Here is an 18,305-nt window from a genome sequence, read left to right on the forward strand (position 1 = left end):
CGAAACGCCCACCTCAGAAAAATCTAAGCGCCCGTCAAAAACAACGGGAGGAACAAACCCGTGAATTATAACGGGTTTATTCCTCCCTAACAATCTCTTTACAGAGTTTAGACGGGCTTTTCGGCCGATGGCGCGGTTTTCGCCAGCTCCTTCATCAATGCCTTGACCTCAACCTCGGTCAGCTCACGCGAACGACCGCGTTTCAACTGCGGCGGCAGAACGAACGGACCGTAGCGGACACGGATCAGACGGCTGACCGTACAGCCGACCGCTTCGAACATGCGACGCACTTCGCGGTTGCGCCCTTCGAAAATGGTCACGCGATACCACTTGTTGGCGCCCTCGCCGCCGGCGTCGACCAGGGCGGCGAAATTAGCCGGACCGTCTTCCAGCTCGACACCCTTGAGCAATTGCTGCTGCGCGTCCATGGTCAGCTCGCCCAGCACGCGCACGGCGTATTCGCGGACCAGCTGCGAACTCGGGTGCATCAGCTTGTTGGCCAGATCGCCCGAGGTGGTGAACAGCAACAGGCCGGAGGTGTTGAAGTCGAGACGACCGACGTTGATCCAGCGCCCGCCACGCATGCGCGGCAGCGCGGCAAAGACCGACGGACGGCCATCCGGATCGTCGCGCGAGACGATTTCGCCTTCCGGCTTGTGGTACATCAACACGCGCGGCGGCCGATTACTGCCGGTAAAGCGAATATTGATCAGACGACCTCCGACCTTGACCTTGTCGGTCGGAACGACGGACTGGCCGAGATGGGCCACTTCGCCATTGACCGAGACCTTGCCGGCAGCAATCCATTCTTCCATTTCACGGCGCGAACCGACACCGGCCTGGGCCAGAATCTTCTGCAGGCGCTCGGGTTTGGCCTCGGCCAGCGGGCGACCGTCACGGGCGACCTGACCGCGATTGGCACGGCCACCGGTATTCGGTGCCGGCTTGCGGCGGGGCACCGGCTTTCCGGCCGCTACCGCCCCCTCCGTGGGCTCCCCTGTCGCTTCGCCACGACCGCGGCCACGGCGCGGCTTGAATTCGCCTTCGCCCTCGCTGCTACGGTGCACCGCCCCTTCCGGGCGATTTTCAGGGCTGCTCTTCTTCTGTGACGGCCGGAACGGCGTTCGTTTGGTTTTCATTCATCAACTCCAGAGTTTGGGCAACCTGCTCGAGCGGCGGCAATTCGCTGACGCTGCGCAAGCCGAGGTCATCCAGAAATTGTTTGGTGGTAGCGAACAGCGCCGGCCGACCCGGCGTATCGCGATGTCCCACCGTATCGATCCAGCCGCGCTCCTCCAGCGTCTTGATCACGTTTGCATTGACCGCCACGCCGCGGATTTCCTCGATATCGCCCCGCGTCACCGGTTGACGATAGGCGATGATGGCCAGGGTTTCCAGCACGGCACGCGAATATTTTTGCGGTTTTTCCGGATTCAGGCGTTCCAGATACGGCAAATACTCGGGCCGGGTACGGAAACGCCAGCCCGAGGCCAGCTGGATCAGCTCGACCGGGCGCTTGTCGTATTCGCCGCGCAGCTCGTCGAGCAATTTGCGCAGCGTGTCGGACGACAACGGTTCGTCGAACAGCTTCTTCATCTCGTGCGTCGACATCGGCTCGCGCGTCGCGAGCAACGCGGCTTCAAGCACTTTCTTGATCAGTGTCGGCTTCATCGGATTCCATCGGGCTTTCGCCCTGATGCACACGAACGTAAATCGGTTGGAAGGACTCGGTCTGGGTAATCTCGATCAGCTTCTCGCGCGCCAGTTCGAGCATGGCGAGGAAATGCACGACCAACCCCGGCGGCCCCATCTCGGCATCGAACAGGGTTTCGAACTGAACGAAACCGCCCTTCTCCTGCAGCGCGCGCAAAATGATGCCCATGTGCTCGCGCACCGACAGCTCCTCGCGGCTGATCTTGTGGTGCTTCTTCAAGCCAGCCTGGCGGACGATGGCCATCCAGGCTTCCTTGAGGTCATCGACCGAAACTTCCGGCAGGCGCACCAGCAGTGATTTCTCGACCAGCGTCTCGACCCAGTAGAACTCGCGCTCGGCCTGCGGCATTTCGTTCAAGCGTTGACCTGCGATCTTGATCTGTTCGTACTCCATCAGCCGGCGAACCAGCTCGGCGCGCGGATCTTCGACCTCGCCGTCATCGCCCAGCTTGGGCCGCGGTAGCAGCATGCGCGACTTGATCTCAATCAGCATGGCCGCCATGACCAGATATTCAGCCGCCAATTCCAGATTGCTGGCGCGCATCGACTCAACGTAATCGAGATACTGCCGGGTCAGCGGCGCCATCGGGATATCCAGGATATCGACGTTGGCCTTGCGGATCAGGTAGAGCAAGAGATCGAGCGGCCCTTCGAAGGCCTCGAGCATGATCGACAGTGCATCCGGTGGAATGTACAGATCCTGCGGCAGCATATCGAGCGGCTCGCCGTAGATACGGGCAACCGGCTCGAAAAGTGCCAAATCAGGCATGTCCACCGCAGCATTCATCTTTTATAGGCTCTCGCCCGCCTCGGAACGGGCCTGGCTCCGGTAATGCAGAATCAGATTGCGCACATAAATCGCCAGCGGCAGCGCCTGGCCGAAGATGAAGACCGGATCGCTGCGATGGATGGCGTAGATCACCAGCACCAGACTGCCGCCCAGGCTGAAATACCAGAAGGCCACCGGCACGACGACGCGCTTGGCTTTTTCGCTCGACCACCACTGGACGACGAAGCGCATCATGAACAGCGCCTGGCCGCCAAAGCCGATGCCCATCCAGATCAGGTCTTCCCAGGAATAACCGAACATCAGTGGTATTCCAGACCCATCGCTTCACGCACGTCGCGCATGGTCTCACGCGCCAGTTCGCGGGCTTTTTCACAGCCGTCGGCAATGATGTTCTTGACCAGCGTCGGGTCGTCCAGATAGACCTGCGCCCGCTCGCGCATCGGAGCCTGCTCTTTCAGGATGCCTTCGATCACCGGCTGCTTGCAGTCGATACAGCCAATGCCCGCCGATTTGCAGCCCTGCTGCACCCATTCCTTGGTGCTTTCGTCGGAGTAGACCTGGTGCAGCTGCCACACCGGGCAACGTGCCGGATCGCCCGGATCGGTGCGGCGCACCCGATTGGTATCGGTCGGCATGCTCTTCACCTTCTTGGCCACCGACTCTTCCGATTCGCGCAGGGTAATGGTGTTGTGATACGACTTGGACATCTTCTGGCCGTCCAGACCGGGCATCTTCGATTCCGGCGTCAGCAGATAGCCCGGCTCGACCAAGATCATCTTGCCCGAACCTTCCAGGTAGCCGAACAGGCGCTCGCGGTCGAGTGCCGACAGGTGCTGGATTTCGTTCAACAAGGCCTTGCCCTGCTCCAGCGCTTCCTTGTCGCCGTTCTGGACGAAACCGGTACGCAGCTCTTCATAGAGGCGCGCCTTCTTGCTGCCCAGTTTCTTGACGGCCTCGCGGGCCTTTTCCTCGAAGCCCGGCTCGCGGCCGTACATGTGGTTGAAGCGGCGCGCCAACTCACGGGTGAATTCGACGTGCGGAATCTGGTCCTCGCCCACCGGCACCTTGTCGGCACGGTAGATCAGGATGTCGGCGCTCATCAGCAGCGGATAGCCGAGGAAGCCGTAGGTGGTCAGGTCCTTGCCGGCCAGTTTTTCCTGCTGGTCCTTGTAGGTCGGCACGCGCTCCAGCCAGCCCAGCGGGGTCATCATCGACATCAGCAGATGCAGTTCGGCATGCTCCGGCACGCGCGACTGGATGAACAATGTAGCCAGATTGGGATCGACACCGGAAGCCAACCAGTCGATGACCATGTCCCAGGTCGCCTTCTCGATGGTCTGTGGATTGTCGTAATTGGTGGTCAGCGCATGCCAGTCGGCGACAAAGAACAGGCAGGGGTATTCGTGCTGGAGTTTGACCCAGTTCTTCAAAACCCCGTGGTAATGGCCAAGGTGCAACGCCCCGGTGGGACGCATGCCGGAAAGGACACGTTCAGCGTACATAGTCGATCAGTTAAAGCCCAAAAATGGTTGCGATGGCGCCCGCCGACAATTCGACCAGCGGGGTCATGACGGCGCCGAGGATACCGGTGAAGAGCAACAGCAGCAAAATCGGAAAGCCCCAGCGTTCGAGCTGGGCGAACTGCCAGGCCAGGCGATGCGGCAACAGGCTGACGGCGATGCGCCCGCCATCGAGCGGCGGTAGCGGGAAGAGATTGAGCACCATCAACACGCAGTTGATGATGAGGCCGGCCTTGCCCATCAGCGCCAGCGGCGTACTGAAGAAAGGCGGCAACAGCCAGGACAGCTTGTACATCAGCGCCCAGAAGCAGGCCATGGCCAGATTGGCCAAGGGGCCGGCCGCAGCAACCCACAGCATGTCCTGCTTCGGCTTGCGCAGCCGCGAAAAATCCACCGGCACCGGCTTGGCGTAGCCGAACAGGAAGTTGCCGCCGGAAAAAACCAGGATCAGTATCGGAATCAGGATCGTGCCCACTGGATCGATATGGCGCAGCGGGTTGAGGCTGATGCGCCCCATCATCCATGCCGTGTTGTCGCCGAAATGGCGCGCCGCATAGCCGTGCGCCGCCTCGTGCAAGGTGATCGCGAAGATCACCGGCAAGGCGTTGATGGCAATGGCCTGGATGACGGCGTTGATGTCGAACATGGCTCAGTCGAATCCGAAAGGTTCAAGCGGCCCCTTGCCGGCGCGCACCAGTTCCGGCGAACTGCCGGTCAGGTCGACCACCGTGGTCGGCTCGGTGCCGCAATGGCCGCCATCGAGAATCCAGTCGATCTGGTCCTCCAGGCGATCCTGGATTTCCCAGCCTTCAGTCAGTGGCAGGTCGTCGCCCGGCAGTTGCAGCGTCGTGGTCAGCAGCGGCTCGTTCAGCTCCCCAAGCAGCGCCAGCGCCACCGGGTGATCCGGCACGCGGACGCCGATGGTCTTGCGCTTCGGGTGCAACACGCGGCGCGGCAATTCCTTGGAGCCTTCGAGGATAAAAACGTAGCTCCCCGGCGTCGTCGCCTTGAGCAAACGGTATTGCGCATTGTCGACGCGGGCATAGGTGGCGATTTCGGAAAGATCGCGCACCATCAGGGTCAGGTGATGCCGGTCGTCGATCTGGCGGATCAGGCGGATGCGATCGAGCGCATCCTTGTCGCCGACGCGGCAACCGAGGGCATAACAGGAGTCGGTCGGGAAGGCGACGATGGCGCCCTCGCGGATGAATTCGGCCGCCTGCGTCAGCAAACGCTGCTGCGGTGTTTCGGGATGGATTTGGACGACGCGGGCCATGGATCAGACAATCAGACGCCAGACCGGTTTGAGGTCTTCTGGCAGGGATGGAAGTCGGCCCAGGTCGACATAACTTTCTTCCGGGCCATGAAAATCGGAACCGCGCGAGGCGTGAAAACCGTAGTGACGCGCCAGGCGGGCAAAGTGCAGGACGTGATCGTTCGAATGGCTGCCACAAGTCACTTCGATGCCGCGACCGCCGATATCCTTGAATTCCTCAAGGAAACGGCGGGTTTCCTGGCCGGACATCTTGTAACGGCCCGGATGCGCCACCACGGCCACGCCTCCGGCCGCTTCGATCCAGCCCACCGCTTCTTCCAGCGTCGCCCAGCGATGATCGACGTAACCCGGCTTACCCGGCGTCAGATAATGCTGAAAGATGCCCGGCACGTCGCGAGAAATACCAATGGAGACCATGTAACGAGCAAAATGGGCACGTGAAATCAGGCTGGGGTTGGCGGCGTAGCCCATGGCCCCTTCGAACACCCCGGGAATGCCGATGGCGGCGAGCGCATCGCCCATGCGCTTGGCCCGCTCGACGCGGCCGCTACGCAGATGCTCCAGACCGTCGACCAGCGCCGGATGCTTGGGATCGAAACCGAGGCCAACGATATGGATTGGCGTTTCTTTCCACTCGATGGAAATCTCGACACCCGGCACGAACTTCATGCCGCATTCGGCGGCCGTCTGGGCCGCCTCTTCCAGACCGCCAATATCGTCGTGATCGGTCAGCGCCCACCAATCCACTCCATTGCCGGCGGCGCGCCGGGCGACTTCCTGCGGCGGCAACAGGCCGTCGGAAACCGATGAATGGCAGTGGAAATCGAAATTGGCAGGCGTCACAGGGTATCTGTTTGGGGCAAACGATGAGTTTAACATGAAGGAGCCACCTCCCTCCCGATGGCTTGTGCAATGCGGCAGGTTGATCAGACAACGCCATCCCGCTATAGTGCCTCCCGTTCCGTGGGAGAGCGCAGGACGGAAAGACTTCCGTTGCTGCCGCCGAAGGCGCAATTTCACCCGAAAACGCTCAGGCAAAAGGACCGCGGAATGAGGCCAGGCCGTTTGCGCATTGGCAGCGAGACGCGAAGACAAGCCGCAGACAGTGCAACCAGCACAGCAAGGCGCAGTCGACGCCCAACGGAAGTCCCCTTGGGGGACAAAGTATCGCTGGCAATGCGCAAACGGCCCCCTGAAACTCTGGAGAGCGGCGTTAACAGCGCCCACCGATGGGGCAAATCTCTCAGGTATCGAGGACAGAGGGGTGAAACGCAAGACGCGAGTTTTACGTTTCACCCCTTTTCCGTTTCTAGAACTGACGTTAAAAAACGTCTGCAAAGGATTGATATGCTGAAGAAAACGGTTTTGAATGCTGCACACCGTGCGCTCAACGCCCGGATGGTGGATTTCGGTGGCTGGGACATGCCGGTCAACTACGGCTCCCAGATCGAGGAACACCACGCCGTGCGTAACGATTGCGGCATGTTCGACGTGTCGCACATGTGCCCGGTCGATCTGGTCGGCGCCGATTGCCGCCCCTTCCTCTCCCGCCTCGTCGCCAACGATGTCGCCAAGCTCACCGTCTCCGGCAAGGCGCTCTACTCCGCCATGCTCAACGAAGCTGGCGGCGTCATCGACGACCTGATCATCTACTTCCTGACCGACACCCGCTTCCGCATCGTGGTCAATGCCGGCACCGCCGAGAAGGATCTGGCCTGGATGCAGGCCAAGGCCGCCGAATGGAAGATGGACGTCACCATCACCCAGCGCCGCGATGGTGACAACGCCCTCGGCATCATCGCCGTGCAAGGCCCGAACGCCCGCGCCAAGGTCTGGTCTGTGCTGCCGCAGGCCAAGGCCGCGACCGAAGGTCTGAAGGCCTTCTTCGCCGCTGAAGTCGACCAATACTTCATCGCCAGCACCGGTTACACCGGCGAAGACGGCTACGAAATCATGCTGCCGGCCGGCGAGGCTGAAAGCCTGTGGAACAAGCTGAAGGATGCCGGCGTCGCCCCCTGCGGCCTCGGTGCCCGCGACACGCTTCGCCTCGAAGCCGGCATGAACCTCTACGGCCAGGACATGGACGAAACCGTGTCGCCGCTCGACGCCGGCCTGGCCTGGACCGTCGCCATGAAGGACGAGCGCGATTTCGTCGGCCGTCCCGCGTTGGCTGCCAACGGCCAGCAAAAACAGTTCCTTGGCCTGATCCTGCTCGACAAGGGCGTACTGCGCGGCCATCAGAAGGTCGTCACCGCCCAGGGCGAAGGCGAAATCACCTCCGGCTCCTTCTCGCCGACGCTGCAGCAATCCATCGCGCTGGCCCGCCTGCCCATGGGCGTGCAGATCGGCGACGAAGTGCAGGTCGATATCCGCGGCAAGCTGCTCAAGGCCAAGGTCACCAAACCCGTCTTTGCCCGCAACGGCAAGGCTGTTCAATAAATACCCCACTATCAGGAGAAAACCATGTCGAACGTCCCGTCCAACCTCAAGTACGCCGCCTCCCACGAGTGGGTTCTGAAGAACGCCGATGGCTCCGTCACCGTCGGTATCACCGACCACGCGCAGGAAGCCCTGGGTGACCTCGTTTTCGTCGAACTGCCGGAAGTCGGCGCCCATTACGCCAAGGACAAGGAAATCGCCGTCGTTGAATCGGTCAAGGCCGCGGCCGACGTCTACGCCCCGATCGGCGGCACCGTCACCGAAGTGAACCAGGCCGCCGCCGACGCGCCGGAATCGGTCAATGCCGACGCCTATACCGCCTGGCTGTTCAAGATGACCCCGGACAACATGGCCGACGTCGACGCCCTGCTCGACGCCGCTGCCTACCAGGCCGTTGCCGACGCCGCCTAACCAGTTTGATTTTTGCCTCAAAAGCCCGGTGCACCGCAGCAGTGCCGGGCTTTTGCCTTGATATCCCCGCATTCCGTTCCATCCCACTCGCGAGATCGAACCCGACATGAGCAACCTGCCCCTCTCCGCCCTTGAACAGCACGACGAGTTCATCGGCCGCCACATCGGCCCCTGCGCCACCGAAATGAGCCAGATGCTGGCCGATATCGGCGCCTCCAGCCTCGACCAGCTGATCGACCAGACCGTTCCCGCCGCCATCCGCCTGCCGGCCGACCTGCCGCTCGCCGCGCCCAAGCGCGAACACGAAGCGCTGGCCGACCTGAAGGCCATCGCCGGCAAGAACACCATCCAGAAGTCCTGCATCGGCATGGGCTATTACGACACCCTGACGCCCAAGGTCATCCTGCGCAACGTCATGGAAAACCCCGGCTGGTACACCGCCTACACGCCCTACCAGGCCGAAATCGCCCAGGGCCGCCTGGAGGCGCTGATGAACTTCCAGCAGATGGTCGTCGACCTGACCGGCCTGGAAATCGCCAACGCCTCGCTGCTCGACGAAGCCACCGCCGCCGCCGAAGCCATGACCATGGCCCGCCGCGCCTCCAAGTCCAAGTCGAACCGCTTTTTGGTGGACTCCAACTGCTTCCCGCAGACCATCGACGTGGTCAAGACCCGCGCCGGCTATTTCGGTTTCGAGCTGGTCATCGGCAGCCTTGACGACAACAAGGACGGCGAATTCTTCGGCGCCCTGCTGCAATACCCGGGCGACAATGGCGAAGTGCGTGACCTGACCGACCTGATCGCCGGCCTCAAGGCCAAGGGCGCCTGTGTCGCCGTCGCCACCGACCTGATGGCACTGGTGCTGCTCAAGTCGCCGGGCGCCATGGGCGCCGACATCGCCCTCGGCTCCAGCCAGCGCTTCGGTATCCCGATGGGCTTCGGCGGCCCGCACGCCGCCTTCTTCGCCACCCGCGAAGCCAACGTCCGTTCCATGCCGGGTCGCATCATCGGCCTGTCCAAGGATGCCCGCGGCAACACCGCCTATCGCATGGCACTGCAGACGCGCGAACAGCACATCCGCCGCGAGAAGGCCAACTCCAACATCTGCACCTCGCAGGTGCTGCTCGCCAACATGGCCGGCATGTACGCCGTCTATCACGGCGCCGAAGGCCTGAAGACCATCGCCACGCGCATCCACCGCCTGACCGCCATCCTGGCCGAAGGCCTCAAGCGCGCCGGCGTCAAGCTGCTCACCGGCCAGTTCTACGACACCCTGCACTTCGACCTCGGTGCCCACGGCGAAACCGTCTATCGTGACGCTCTGGCCGCCGGCTACAACCTGCGTCACGTCGGCGCCGGCGTGCTTGGCGTCTCCTTCGACGAAACCACCACCCGCCAGGACGTGGTCACGCTGTTCAAGCTAATCGCCAAGACCACGCTCGACATCGACAGCCTCGACGCCCAGGTCGCCGGCCTGCCGAACGCCCTGCTGCGCGCCGATGCCGTGCTCACCCACCCGGTGTTCAACACGCACCACACCGAGCACGAAATGCTGCGCTACCTCAAGTCGCTGCAGAACAAGGATCTGGCACTCGACCACTCGATGATCTCGCTCGGCTCCTGCACCATGAAGCTGAACGCCACCAGCGAGATGATCCCGGTCACCTGGCCGGAATTCGGCGGCATCCACCCGTTCGCCCCGCGCGATCAGGTGCAGGGCTACCACGAGATGGTCGGTAGCCTGACCGAATGGCTGAAGACCGTCACCGGCTTCGACGCCATCTGCATGCAGCCGAACTCCGGCGCGCAGGGCGAATACGCCGGCCTGGTGGCGATTGCCCGCTACCACACCAGCCGTGGCGAAGGCCACCGCAAGGTTTGCCTGATTCCGAAGTCGGCGCACGGCACCAACCCCGCCACGGCCCAGATGTGCAACATGCAGGTCGTCGTCGTGAATTGCGACGACAACGGCAACGTCGATGTCGCCGACCTCAAGGCCAAGGCCGAAGAGCACAAGGACGACCTGGCCTGCCTGATGATCACCTACCCGTCGACGCACGGCGTCTTCGAAGAGGCGATCATGGAAATCTGCGCCATCGTGCATGCCAACGGCGGCCAGGTTTACATGGACGGCGCCAACCTCAACGCCCAGGTCGGCCTGACCTCGCCGGGCTTCATCGGCGCCGATGTCAGCCACATGAACCTGCACAAGACCTTCGCCATCCCGCACGGCGGCGGCGGACCGGGCATGGGCCCGATCGGCCTCAAGGCCCATCTGGCCCCGTTCATGGCCGACCACGTGGTCGCTGCCACCGGCGACGACAATCGCGTCAACAAGGGCCAGGGCGCCGTTTCCGCTGCCCAGTTCGGTTCGGCCTCGATCCTGCCGATTTCCTGGATGTACCTCGCCATGCTGGGCGGCGAAGGCGTCAAGAAGGCCACGCAAGTCGCCATCCTCAACGCCAACTACGTCGCCAACAAGCTGAAGGATCACTACCCGGTGCTCTACGTCGGCAAGAACGGCCGCGTCGCGCACGAGTGCATCCTCGACATCCGTCCGATCAAGGCTGCCACCGGCATCGCCGAAATCGACATCGCCAAGCGCCTGATGGACTACGGCTTCCACGCCCCGACGGTGTCCTTCCCGGTGGCCGGCACCATCATGGTCGAGCCGACCGAGTCGGAATCCAAGGCCGAGTTGGATCGCTTCATCGCTGCGATGATTGCCATCCGCAACGAAATCCACCGCATCGAGAAGGGCGAACTACCTGCCGACAACAACCCGCTGAAGAATGCCCCGCATTCGCAGGCGGACGTCATCGAAGGCGAATGGACGCGTCCCTACAGCCGCGAAGAAGCCGTCTTCCCGCTGGCCTGGGTCAAGGCCAACAAGTTCTGGCCGAGCGTCAATCGCATCGACGATGTGTATGGCGACCGCAACCTGAACTGCGCCTGCCCGCCGATGGAAGCCTACGCCAGCTAATGGCCGACTTCTCGGCAATCGCCAAGTGGCCTAACGTTCCCGCCTGTTACGAGTGGCTCTCGCTCGACCGGCGCGGGGACTGGCGGCTGCAAGGCGAGCGCGTCACGCACCGCGGCCTGATCGACTTCCTGAACAAGCAGTACGCTTCGGATGAGTCAGGCCGCTGGTTCGTGCAAAACGGGCCGCAGCGCGTCTATGTCGACCTCGCCTGCACCCCGTGGATCTTCCGGCGCGAAGGCGATGCCTTCGTCAGCCACACCGGCCAGCCGGCCGGCGATATCAAAGCGATCTATCTCGACCCCGAAGGCAACCTGCTGATCGAGGCCCAACTCGGCATCGGCCTGCTCGACGACCGCGACCTTGCCCCCCTGCTTGGCGAATGCGTCGATGCCCACGGCCAGCCCGCCGAAGAAACCGCCTTCGCCGCCCTGCTCGAAGGTCAAAATGGCGACGTTTTCTGGCGCGGCCATGCCCTGCAGCCCACTGCTGCGGTGCACCTCGAAATAAGCCATAAATTCATCCGCCAGCCGCGGCCGTAAGCCCCCCCCAGCAAAACCAGGACGACAAAAAAGCCGTCGATCCCCAACCAACGGAAATCAGACGGCCATCTTGTGCAGCCCGCGCCGGCGGGCAAAAATCGCGCCTTACTCGTCGCCGGTATCCGCCGAACAAACGCCCAGTGGCGACAGGCTGGCCAGCTTGCCGAAGGGCGCAGCTTTGCGGGCGATACGACGGGCGTCTGCCACCGGAATGGGCGAGCCGCGATGAATGTGAATGGAAACCGGGCGCCCAGTTTTCGGATGAACTTGGGCGACCCAGTGATTGCAAACGATGCCTTCGTGAGTTTCGGGTGCCATAAACCACTCCATGAGTTGAGGCTCGATTTTCTGTCATGGCATGGCAACTGTCTGTACTAAAACGTAACCAAACGTGACCCGAAAAGCCAACCGGCGCAGACTCGGGAAAACCACACTAGCGCCGCCCCGCCAAAGCCCGGAAAATCCGCCCACTCGACCGCCTAAAATGGCGGCGCCAAACCCAACGAACCCGACCGCACAAGAAACCCCATGACGCTCACCGAAGCCCTGCTCGTCGCCCTCGGCGCCTTTTTCGCCGGCGGCATGAACGCCATCGCCGGCGGCGGCACCTTCTTCTCATTCCCCGCCATGCTCGCGGCCGGCGTGCCGCCGGTCACGGCCAACGCCAGCAACTCCGTCGCCCTGTGGCCGGCCAGCCTCTCCAGCGCCTGGGCCTACCGCAAGGAAGCCATGCGCCACGGCCGCTGGGCCGTCATTTTGGTCATCGTGTCGCTGATCGGCGGCCTGACCGGTGGCCTGCTGCTGCTCGCCACCTCGAATGCCGCCTTCTCCAAGCTGATCCCCTGGCTGCTGCTCGTCGCCACCAGCCTCTTTGCCTTCAGCGCCCAGGTCAGCCGTCTGGTCGCCTGGAGCAAGCGCCGCCTCGGCGCGAAAGTCAGCGAAGGCCCGCGCACCAGCGTGGGCGGCGTGCTCTTCCAGCTCGCCGTCGCCATCTACGGCGGCTTCTTCGGCGCCGGCATGGGCATCCTCACGCTCGCTGCACTCTCCATCCAGGGCTACGAAGACATGCAGGAACTCAACGCCCTGAAGAACCTCACCTCGGCGGTCAACTACACCATCGCCGCCGTCACCTTCATCGTCGTTGGCGCCATCAGCTGGCCGCACACCCTGGTCGCCCTCGCCACCGCCACCGTCGGCGGCATGGCCGGCGCCGCCGTCGCCAAGCGCATGCCGGCGATCTGGCTACGCCGCTTCGTCATCGCCGTCGGGGCGACGCTGACGGTGATTTATTTTGGGAAGAGTTATTGAGGGCTGCTATTACCCCTAAACAGCCTGATGACATATGTGATAAATCTGACTGGTGATGGATCACAAAGCAGCCCCAAGCCCAGCGCCCCTCTTTGCCTTCACCACCCACTTCAACAGGGTTTCGTACAAGTTTTCCGGCACTACCGGCTTGGTGAGGAAATCGTTCATGCCGGCATTGTGGCAAGCTTCGCGATCCTCACGGAAAACGTTCGCCGTCATGGCGATAATGGGTAATGACTCACGGCCTGGCAATTGTCTGATGGCTTGGGTAGCCTCCACGCCGCCCATGACGGGCATCTGCATGTCCATCAGAATCAGGTCGTATGTGTTCTGGGTAACGAGATTCACTGCCTCGCGGCCATCGTCGGCCACACTGACCTGCCAGCCAATGTCCTCAAGCATGTAGCGCGTTACTTCCTGGTTGATCGGCTCATCCTCCACCAGCAGCAGACGAATGTGACCATAGTCCCGTTTGAGAACCGCTGCCGCACTCAGTGTGCCTGTCGTTTCGTTAGATAGACTCTCTTCAGTTTCTTGCAACAATCGGCCTCGGTGCTTAAGCAGTGCTTCGTGTAGCAAGGAGGCGGAAATTGGCTTGAGCAGAACTTCGGCAAATCCAACCTGCGGCGCTTCTTCAAGGATGGCTTCGTCCCCTGATGCGGTCACCAGCCAGGCCATCGGTTGCCGGGTCAGGCGAGTGGCGCGCAGAATGGCGAGCGTCTCAAAGCCGTCCATCTCCGGCATCAGCATGTCGATTAGCAGCAGTTCATAAGGATTGCCTTCCTCGTCGGCGACCTTCACCATCCGCAGGGCTTCTGCGCCCGAGGCTGCGCTGTTGCATTCGAGCCCGTTGACACGCAGCAACTGGCTGTGGACAAGGCGACTGACTGGCGTGTCATCTATCACCAGTGCCCGTTTGCGCTCCAGCGAGTTGATCAGGTAGCGGCCGTCTTTGGCGCCGACGACATCGAGGCGTGCTGTCATCCAGAAGGTGCTGCCCACGCCCTGTGTACTCTCGGCACCGACATCGCCACCCATCAACTCGGCGAGGCGCTTAGTAATGGCCAGCCCGAGCCCAGTGCCGCCGTACTTGCGGGTCGTGCTGTTATCAGCCTGTTCGAATGAATGGAACAAGCGATCCATAGCCTCTGGCGGAATACCGATGCCGGTATCCTGGACTTCGAAGCGGATTTGGAGGTCGTCGTCGGATTTTTCTAAGACGCGAGCGCGCAGGGTGATGGTACCGCGCTCGGTGAATTTGATGGCGTTGCCAAGGTAGTTGAGGATGGCCTGGCTCAAGCGCGTGATGTCGCCATTGACGATGCCCATGTTTGGTTCGGCATCAATTACCAGTTCGAGATGCTTGTCATGGATGCGGTCGATCACCATGTCGCTGATTCGCGGAAGCACGGTATCGAGGTCGAAGTTCGTCTTCTCGAGGACGACCTTGTCTGCTTCGATCTTGGAGATGTCGAGGATGTCATTGATGACACCCAGCAAGTGCTCGGCCGCGGCGGCGATCTTGCCCAACTTGTCCATCTGGTCTGGCTCATTGATCTTACGGCGCAGGATATGCGTCAGGCCGATGATGGCATTCATCGGCGTGCGGATCTCGTGGCTCATATTGGCCAGGAAGCGGCTCTTGGCAAGATTTGCGGTTTCGGCAACTTCCTTGGCGGAGTTGAGTTCAGCTGTGCGCTGTTCGACGAGTTGTTCGAGATGTTCGCGGTGACAGGTCAGTTCGTCCTCGACCTGCTTCTGCGCGGTAATGTCGTCGTAAATGCCGAGCACACCGATGGTTTCTCCAGCAGAATTGCGCAACGGTACTTTCGAGGTGCGCAACCAGATTGTTTTGCCATCCGGTGTAGTCTGTGGTTCCTCATAATTCAATGTCGACTGACCTGAATCCATTACCCTCCGGTCATCAGCACGGTATAGCTCTGCCTGAGCGGCCCAGCCCATCGCATGGTCGTCCTTACCTAGCAACTCTTCGGGAAGATGCTTGCCGGCATCCTTCGCAAAGGGAGGGTTGCAGCCGAGGTAACGTAGTTCGCGATCCTTCCAGAACACGCGCATCGGCAAGTTGTTGATGATGGTCTGCAACAGCAGATGCGATTCGCGCAAGTTTTCGGTCCCCTCGCGCACTAGTCGGCGCAACACCTGGGCAACCGCCAAGACTGACACAACAGTGGTGACCAGCCCCCCGAGTACCCATATCACCCATGAAGGAAGTGCCGTAGAGGCTGGTTCGGCTATCCATTTTTCTAGGATCGAGAAATACGGCGAATTCTCAGATGACTTCCAAACCTCCAGATGACGATCAATTGCCACCAGCAGGTCGTCATTGGCACCTGCAGGTGCTGCAAAGTAGAGTCGTGACGGCTGGAACAACAGCGAGGAGGATATAAGGTGATATCGATCGGCATTTTCTTCACCGAAGTGCTTATTGGCGGCGACCACATCGGCCTTTCCTTCCGAGACCAAGGTGAATCCCTCGGCGTAGGACTGCACTGGTACAAATACAGCGGAAACACCAAAATCCTCAAGCAGTTTCCGTAAGTATTCATCTTGAGTTGATCCATTGAGTACCGCGACCTTCTTGTTTTTGAGATCCAGTACCGATTCGATATGTGTTTCCTTGCGTACATAGACTGCCGACCAGCTGTTCAGGGCAGGTATCGCATGAAAGCCATATTTTCGGGATCTCTCCGAAGTTAAGGCCACATCAGGGAGTAAGTCGATTTGCTTAGCTTCCAAGGCCTGCAAGCATTCCTGCCATTCGCACGGTACCGCTCGAAGCGTCCATTTCTCTTGTCGTGCAATCTCGCCAAGAAGATCACCGAAAATCCCACTTGGACGTTGATCGACACTGAGGGTGATTTTGGGTGGGTTTTCGTAGATGCCAACTCGGACTTCGCGTGCATCTGCCATCGCAGGAATCGACAGCATGGAGCCAAACAGGAAAACAACCGCCCCACTCAGGAGGGGCAATCGTGAAATGGCAGTGTGAAAAACTGTGGGGACTCGGTGCATGAATGAATGCTAACAAACCATCTGGAGTATTGCATTACGAGCGCTGAATTTGCTTTGATCAGAGAGCGATGCTCCCAAAATAGGGCGTCGGCTTTAGGTTCGTTGTTGACCTTGGAAGCCAACAGGCGAACTACCGCTTTTGGCCGGTAGTAGCCATATAAATAAATCACTACTGCGGTGCACACAGCAAAAAGGCCAAAAACCAAACCTTCCCCCTGGCACCCTTGTTGCCTCCTCCCTCCTGAAGCCCCCGTTTTGTCCGATTCGCTACAGGAGTTCACCTTGGATGCCGCTACCGCCACTCGCTGGGCTGAGGCCAGCTTGATCGATCCGGTGCATGTCGATTGCACGACGACGGTGATGCTCAAGATTCTCGATGGCAAGTGCAAGATGAGCAGCGAGGACAAGGCGGTGATTCCGGTGATCTACGCCGTGGCTCGGATGCGACCGGGGAAACTGATGGGGGCGGAGTATCACTCGCTGATCGAACAGGCGCAGGCGGGCATGGACGAGGCGATGACGATGTTCGTCTATGAGAAGCGCCTGCTGGCCGAGACGATGATTTCGCGGCCGGTGATGAAGGCTTACAAGGCCTGGTTACGTGAAAACGGCGTACTAGCCCGGAGCCTCGGCACGGGGGATTAGCCGGGATAGCTCATTTGAATCCAAGGTATTCCCGCCTCGACAAGCCAGCGTATCGGCCCGTAACAATCAGTTCGATGAATCCGCTACTTCATCGAAATAGTAGGTCAGGCGCTTACGCGGAGCGAGGTAGGCGAGTTCCTGCGGAGTCAATTGCGAGGGCCGCAAATTGCGCACGATATTCAGATCGGGATCGTCACCTAGGTTGATGAGCAACGCTTCATCACGCGGAATCGCCGGATCGTGCAACAACACTGTTGGCTTCAATGGCTGTTCGACATTGACCGAGAAGACCATTGCCGTCATGTCGTTCGACAGACGAACCAGAGAACCCGGTGGATAGACCCCCATCGTACGAATGAAGGTGGACAGGAACTGGATATCGAAATGGGTGCGGTTCTTGACAAACATGTGAGCCAGCGCTTCGTAAGGCGTCAATGCATGGTTGGGGTGAGCATGGTTGCACAGGTCGTCAAAGGTGTTGGCGATAGCGATGATGCGAGCCAGTCGTGAAATTTGGTCACCCCCAACCCGATCAGGAAAGCCGCTACCGTCGATGTTTTCGTGATGTTGCTTAATCGCCATGACTACAGCCTCCACACAACCGATATCACTGGCGATCTGCGACCCGTAGTCGGCGTGTTTCTGCCAGAGCCGCAGTTCATCTCCGGCCAGCTCTTCCTGGTAGGCATGCAATCGGGATGGTAGACGCACCTTGCCTACATCGTGCAAGACAGCTGCTTGGCCAAGATGACGCATCTCCTCGTCGGTCAAGCCAAGCTCGCGCCCGAGCACCATCGCCATGACCGATACGTTCACACCATGGAGTTGTTCATCAACGTGGTTCTGGCGATCCCCCACCACGGTCAACGCCACATCGCGCTCGGTCAGCAGCGAAGCCATCATGTAATCGCTGAATATCTCGAGCCGACGTTTGCCATCACTCGCATCCTTGAACAGGGCGCGATTGAGATCACGGACTGTATCCGCCGCTTCGGTAAAGCGCTGCTCACAGCGAACAAAGGCTTCGCGTTGCCGCTGAATCTGAACCAGACGCTCCTGCTTTTCCGGACGAGGCGTATTGGCTACCCCATCGACAGCCATTGCTTCCGCTGACAATGAGGCGGCTTCGGCAGCCAGCGGGTGACGAGACAAATGAGAGTCACCCTGGGGTTCAGCCCCCCCCTTGAGTGGGTTACGATCAAGGCGTTCGCCAAGATCGAACGGCTCCGCCGCCTTCCAGACCTCGCGCCGCTTGACTTCACTGGGCTGCTGACCGTGAATTTGATGATGACGCCTGGTCGTTTGGTGCCTGGCCGAGGCATCGGCAACAGAGGTTTCCGACAAAGCCGACTCCTCGCCATCCGGCGGGTCACTACGCGATGGCGAAACCAAGATGGTGCGTAACCCTAGCCCGCGTATCGTTTCCAGCTGGTCTAGACTGCGAACCCTGAACGAATTAGTCGAGAACGGGTGATTTAGCCAGTTTGTCTCAAGCCGGACGAACAAACCCAAACGAAGCCGGCTGATCGGCCATCGTTCGAAGTCATCTTCGTTACCGGGTTCTACCATCTCGCTAGATCACCAATAAAAATAAATCTATCTGAATCGACAAGTTCCTATAATGGACTGACACCGATGAGCGAGCAAG

The 18,305-nt window shown here is 60.6% G+C and carries 17 protein-coding genes and 2 riboswitches; of the genes, 6 read left to right on the forward strand and 11 right to left on the reverse strand.

The window, feature by feature from the left end:
* Positions 1-107 precede the first annotated feature (107 nt).
* Genes rluB through WIF35_RS04235 form a run of 8 tightly spaced genes read right to left on the reverse strand, consistent with a single transcriptional unit; the run spans position 108 to position 6,142 of the window.
* A complete protein-coding gene (rluB, locus tag WIF35_RS04200; RefSeq protein WP_412480318.1) occupies positions 108-1,139 on the reverse strand; it encodes a 23S rRNA pseudouridine(2605) synthase RluB in 1,032 nt (343 codons plus the stop codon).
* Positions 1,087-1,671, reverse strand: coding sequence for an SMC-Scp complex subunit ScpB (scpB, locus tag WIF35_RS04205; protein WP_412480319.1), 585 nt, complete (start codon positions 1,669-1,671; stop codon positions 1,087-1,089). Before scpB ends, rluB begins: the two co-directional genes overlap by 53 nt.
* On the reverse strand, positions 1,640-2,500 hold the full coding sequence (locus WIF35_RS04210) for a segregation and condensation protein A (RefSeq protein ID WP_412480320.1): 861 nt from the start codon (positions 2,498-2,500) through the stop codon (positions 1,640-1,642). Before WIF35_RS04210 ends, scpB begins: the two co-directional genes overlap by 32 nt.
* Positions 2,501-2,503: 3 nt before the next feature.
* A complete protein-coding gene (locus WIF35_RS04215) occupies positions 2,504-2,803 on the reverse strand; it encodes a lipid-A-disaccharide synthase N-terminal domain-containing protein (RefSeq protein ID WP_412480321.1) in 300 nt (99 codons plus the stop codon).
* Positions 2,803-4,005 carry a tryptophan--tRNA ligase gene (locus tag WIF35_RS04220; RefSeq protein WP_412480322.1) on the reverse strand — a complete coding sequence of 401 codons (1,203 nt, stop codon included), beginning with the start codon at positions 4,003-4,005 and terminating at the stop codon, positions 2,803-2,805. Before WIF35_RS04220 ends, WIF35_RS04215 begins: the two co-directional genes overlap by 1 nt.
* A 10-nt stretch (positions 4,006-4,015) precedes the next feature.
* Positions 4,016-4,660 carry a site-2 protease family protein gene (locus WIF35_RS04225; protein ID WP_412481211.1) on the reverse strand — a complete coding sequence of 215 codons (645 nt, stop codon included), beginning with the start codon at positions 4,658-4,660 and terminating at the stop codon, positions 4,016-4,018.
* Between the two features lie 12 nt (positions 4,661-4,672).
* A complete protein-coding gene (locus WIF35_RS04230) occupies positions 4,673-5,299 on the reverse strand; it encodes an L-threonylcarbamoyladenylate synthase (RefSeq protein ID WP_412480323.1) in 627 nt (208 codons plus the stop codon).
* A 3-nt stretch (positions 5,300-5,302) separates the two neighbouring features.
* Entirely contained in the window at positions 5,303-6,142 is an 840-nt protein-coding gene (locus tag WIF35_RS04235; RefSeq protein WP_412480324.1) for a 3',5'-nucleoside bisphosphate phosphatase, read from the reverse strand.
* 111 nt (positions 6,143-6,253) lie between these two features.
* A riboswitch (glycine riboswitch) is annotated at positions 6,254-6,355 on the forward strand.
* A 134-nt stretch (positions 6,356-6,489) separates the two neighbouring features.
* A riboswitch (glycine riboswitch) is annotated at positions 6,490-6,569 on the forward strand.
* Between the two features lie 77 nt (positions 6,570-6,646).
* Here WIF35_RS04235 and gcvT point away from each other — a divergent pair.
* The 4 genes from gcvT to WIF35_RS04255 all read left to right on the forward strand — a co-directional run bounded on the left by gcvT (position 6,647) and on the right by WIF35_RS04255 (position 11,671).
* Positions 6,647-7,738, forward strand: a complete 1,092-nt coding sequence (gcvT, locus tag WIF35_RS04240) for a glycine cleavage system aminomethyltransferase GcvT (RefSeq protein WP_412480325.1) — start codon at positions 6,647-6,649, stop codon at positions 7,736-7,738.
* Positions 7,739-7,762: 24 nt separating this feature from the next.
* Positions 7,763-8,149, forward strand: coding sequence for a glycine cleavage system protein GcvH (gcvH, locus tag WIF35_RS04245; protein WP_412480326.1), 387 nt, complete (start codon positions 7,763-7,765; stop codon positions 8,147-8,149).
* Between the two features lie 106 nt (positions 8,150-8,255).
* Positions 8,256-11,132 carry an aminomethyl-transferring glycine dehydrogenase gene (gene gcvP / locus WIF35_RS04250; RefSeq protein ID WP_412480327.1) on the forward strand — a complete coding sequence of 959 codons (2,877 nt, stop codon included), beginning with the start codon at positions 8,256-8,258 and terminating at the stop codon, positions 11,130-11,132.
* Entirely contained in the window at positions 11,132-11,671 is a 540-nt protein-coding gene (locus WIF35_RS04255) for a DUF2946 family protein (RefSeq protein WP_412480328.1), read from the forward strand. Before gcvP ends, WIF35_RS04255 begins: the two co-directional genes overlap by 1 nt.
* A gap of 105 nt (positions 11,672-11,776) precedes the next feature.
* Here WIF35_RS04255 and WIF35_RS04260 read toward each other — a convergent pair whose 3' ends face one another.
* Positions 11,777-11,989, reverse strand: coding sequence for a hypothetical protein (locus WIF35_RS04260; protein WP_412480329.1), 213 nt, complete (start codon positions 11,987-11,989; stop codon positions 11,777-11,779).
* 210 nt (positions 11,990-12,199) lie between these two features.
* Here WIF35_RS04260 and WIF35_RS04265 point away from each other — a divergent pair, with 210 nt between their 5' ends.
* Complete coding sequence (locus WIF35_RS04265; protein ID WP_412480330.1) at positions 12,200-12,979, forward strand: sulfite exporter TauE/SafE family protein; 780 nt, start codon at positions 12,200-12,202, stop codon at positions 12,977-12,979.
* 60 nt (positions 12,980-13,039) lie between these two features.
* On the opposite strand, the gene WIF35_RS04270 is transcribed toward WIF35_RS04265, so the two are convergent.
* The gene (locus WIF35_RS04270) at positions 13,040-16,012 is read right to left on the reverse strand and encodes a response regulator (protein ID WP_412480331.1); all 2,973 of its coding nucleotides are present in this window, start codon (positions 16,010-16,012) and stop codon (positions 13,040-13,042) included.
* Positions 16,013-16,294: 282 nt separating this feature from the next.
* Between WIF35_RS04270 and WIF35_RS04275 the strand changes: the two genes are divergently transcribed.
* Positions 16,295-16,657: a hypothetical protein gene (locus WIF35_RS04275; protein WP_412480332.1), complete on the forward strand. Its 363-nt coding sequence runs from the start codon at positions 16,295-16,297 to the stop codon at positions 16,655-16,657.
* Positions 16,658-16,723: 66 nt separating this feature from the next.
* On the opposite strand, the gene WIF35_RS04280 is transcribed toward WIF35_RS04275, so the two are convergent.
* Complete coding sequence (locus WIF35_RS04280) at positions 16,724-18,226, reverse strand: HD-GYP domain-containing protein (protein WP_412480333.1); 1,503 nt, start codon at positions 18,224-18,226, stop codon at positions 16,724-16,726.
* Between the last annotated feature and the right edge of the window lie 79 nt (positions 18,227-18,305).

The organism is Azonexus sp. IMCC34839 (genome assembly GCF_047047955.1).
Lineage (GTDB): Bacteria > Pseudomonadota > Gammaproteobacteria > Burkholderiales > Rhodocyclaceae > Azonexus.

Bases quoted from the DNA above. Each gene is read 5' to 3' on its own strand.
- rluB (WP_412480318.1), bottom strand. From the start codon at position 1,139: ATGAAAACCAAACGAACGCCGTTCCGGCCGTCACAGAAGAAGAGCAGC.
- scpB (WP_412480319.1), bottom strand. From the start codon at position 1,671: ATGAAGCCGACACTGATCAAGAAAGTGCTTGAAGCCGCGTTGCTCGCG.
- WIF35_RS04210 (WP_412480320.1), bottom strand. From the start codon at position 2,500: ATGAATGCTGCGGTGGACATGCCTGATTTGGCACTTTTCGAGCCGGTT.
- WIF35_RS04215 (WP_412480321.1), bottom strand. From the start codon at position 2,803: ATGTTCGGTTATTCCTGGGAAGACCTGATCTGGATGGGCATCGGCTTT.
- WIF35_RS04220 (WP_412480322.1), bottom strand. From the start codon at position 4,005: ATGTACGCTGAACGTGTCCTTTCCGGCATGCGTCCCACCGGGGCGTTG.
- WIF35_RS04230 (WP_412480323.1), bottom strand. From the start codon at position 5,299: ATGGCCCGCGTCGTCCAAATCCATCCCGAAACACCGCAGCAGCGTTTG.
- gcvT (WP_412480325.1), top strand. From the start codon at position 6,647: ATGCTGAAGAAAACGGTTTTGAATGCTGCACACCGTGCGCTCAACGCC.
- gcvH (WP_412480326.1), top strand. From the start codon at position 7,763: ATGTCGAACGTCCCGTCCAACCTCAAGTACGCCGCCTCCCACGAGTGG.
- gcvP (WP_412480327.1), top strand. From the start codon at position 8,256: ATGAGCAACCTGCCCCTCTCCGCCCTTGAACAGCACGACGAGTTCATC.
- WIF35_RS04255 (WP_412480328.1), top strand. From the start codon at position 11,132: ATGGCCGACTTCTCGGCAATCGCCAAGTGGCCTAACGTTCCCGCCTGT.
- WIF35_RS04260 (WP_412480329.1), bottom strand. From the start codon at position 11,989: ATGGCACCCGAAACTCACGAAGGCATCGTTTGCAATCACTGGGTCGCC.
- WIF35_RS04265 (WP_412480330.1), top strand. From the start codon at position 12,200: ATGACGCTCACCGAAGCCCTGCTCGTCGCCCTCGGCGCCTTTTTCGCC.
- WIF35_RS04270 (WP_412480331.1), bottom strand. From the start codon at position 16,012: ATGCACCGAGTCCCCACAGTTTTTCACACTGCCATTTCACGATTGCCC.
- WIF35_RS04280 (WP_412480333.1), bottom strand. From the start codon at position 18,226: ATGGTAGAACCCGGTAACGAAGATGACTTCGAACGATGGCCGATCAGC.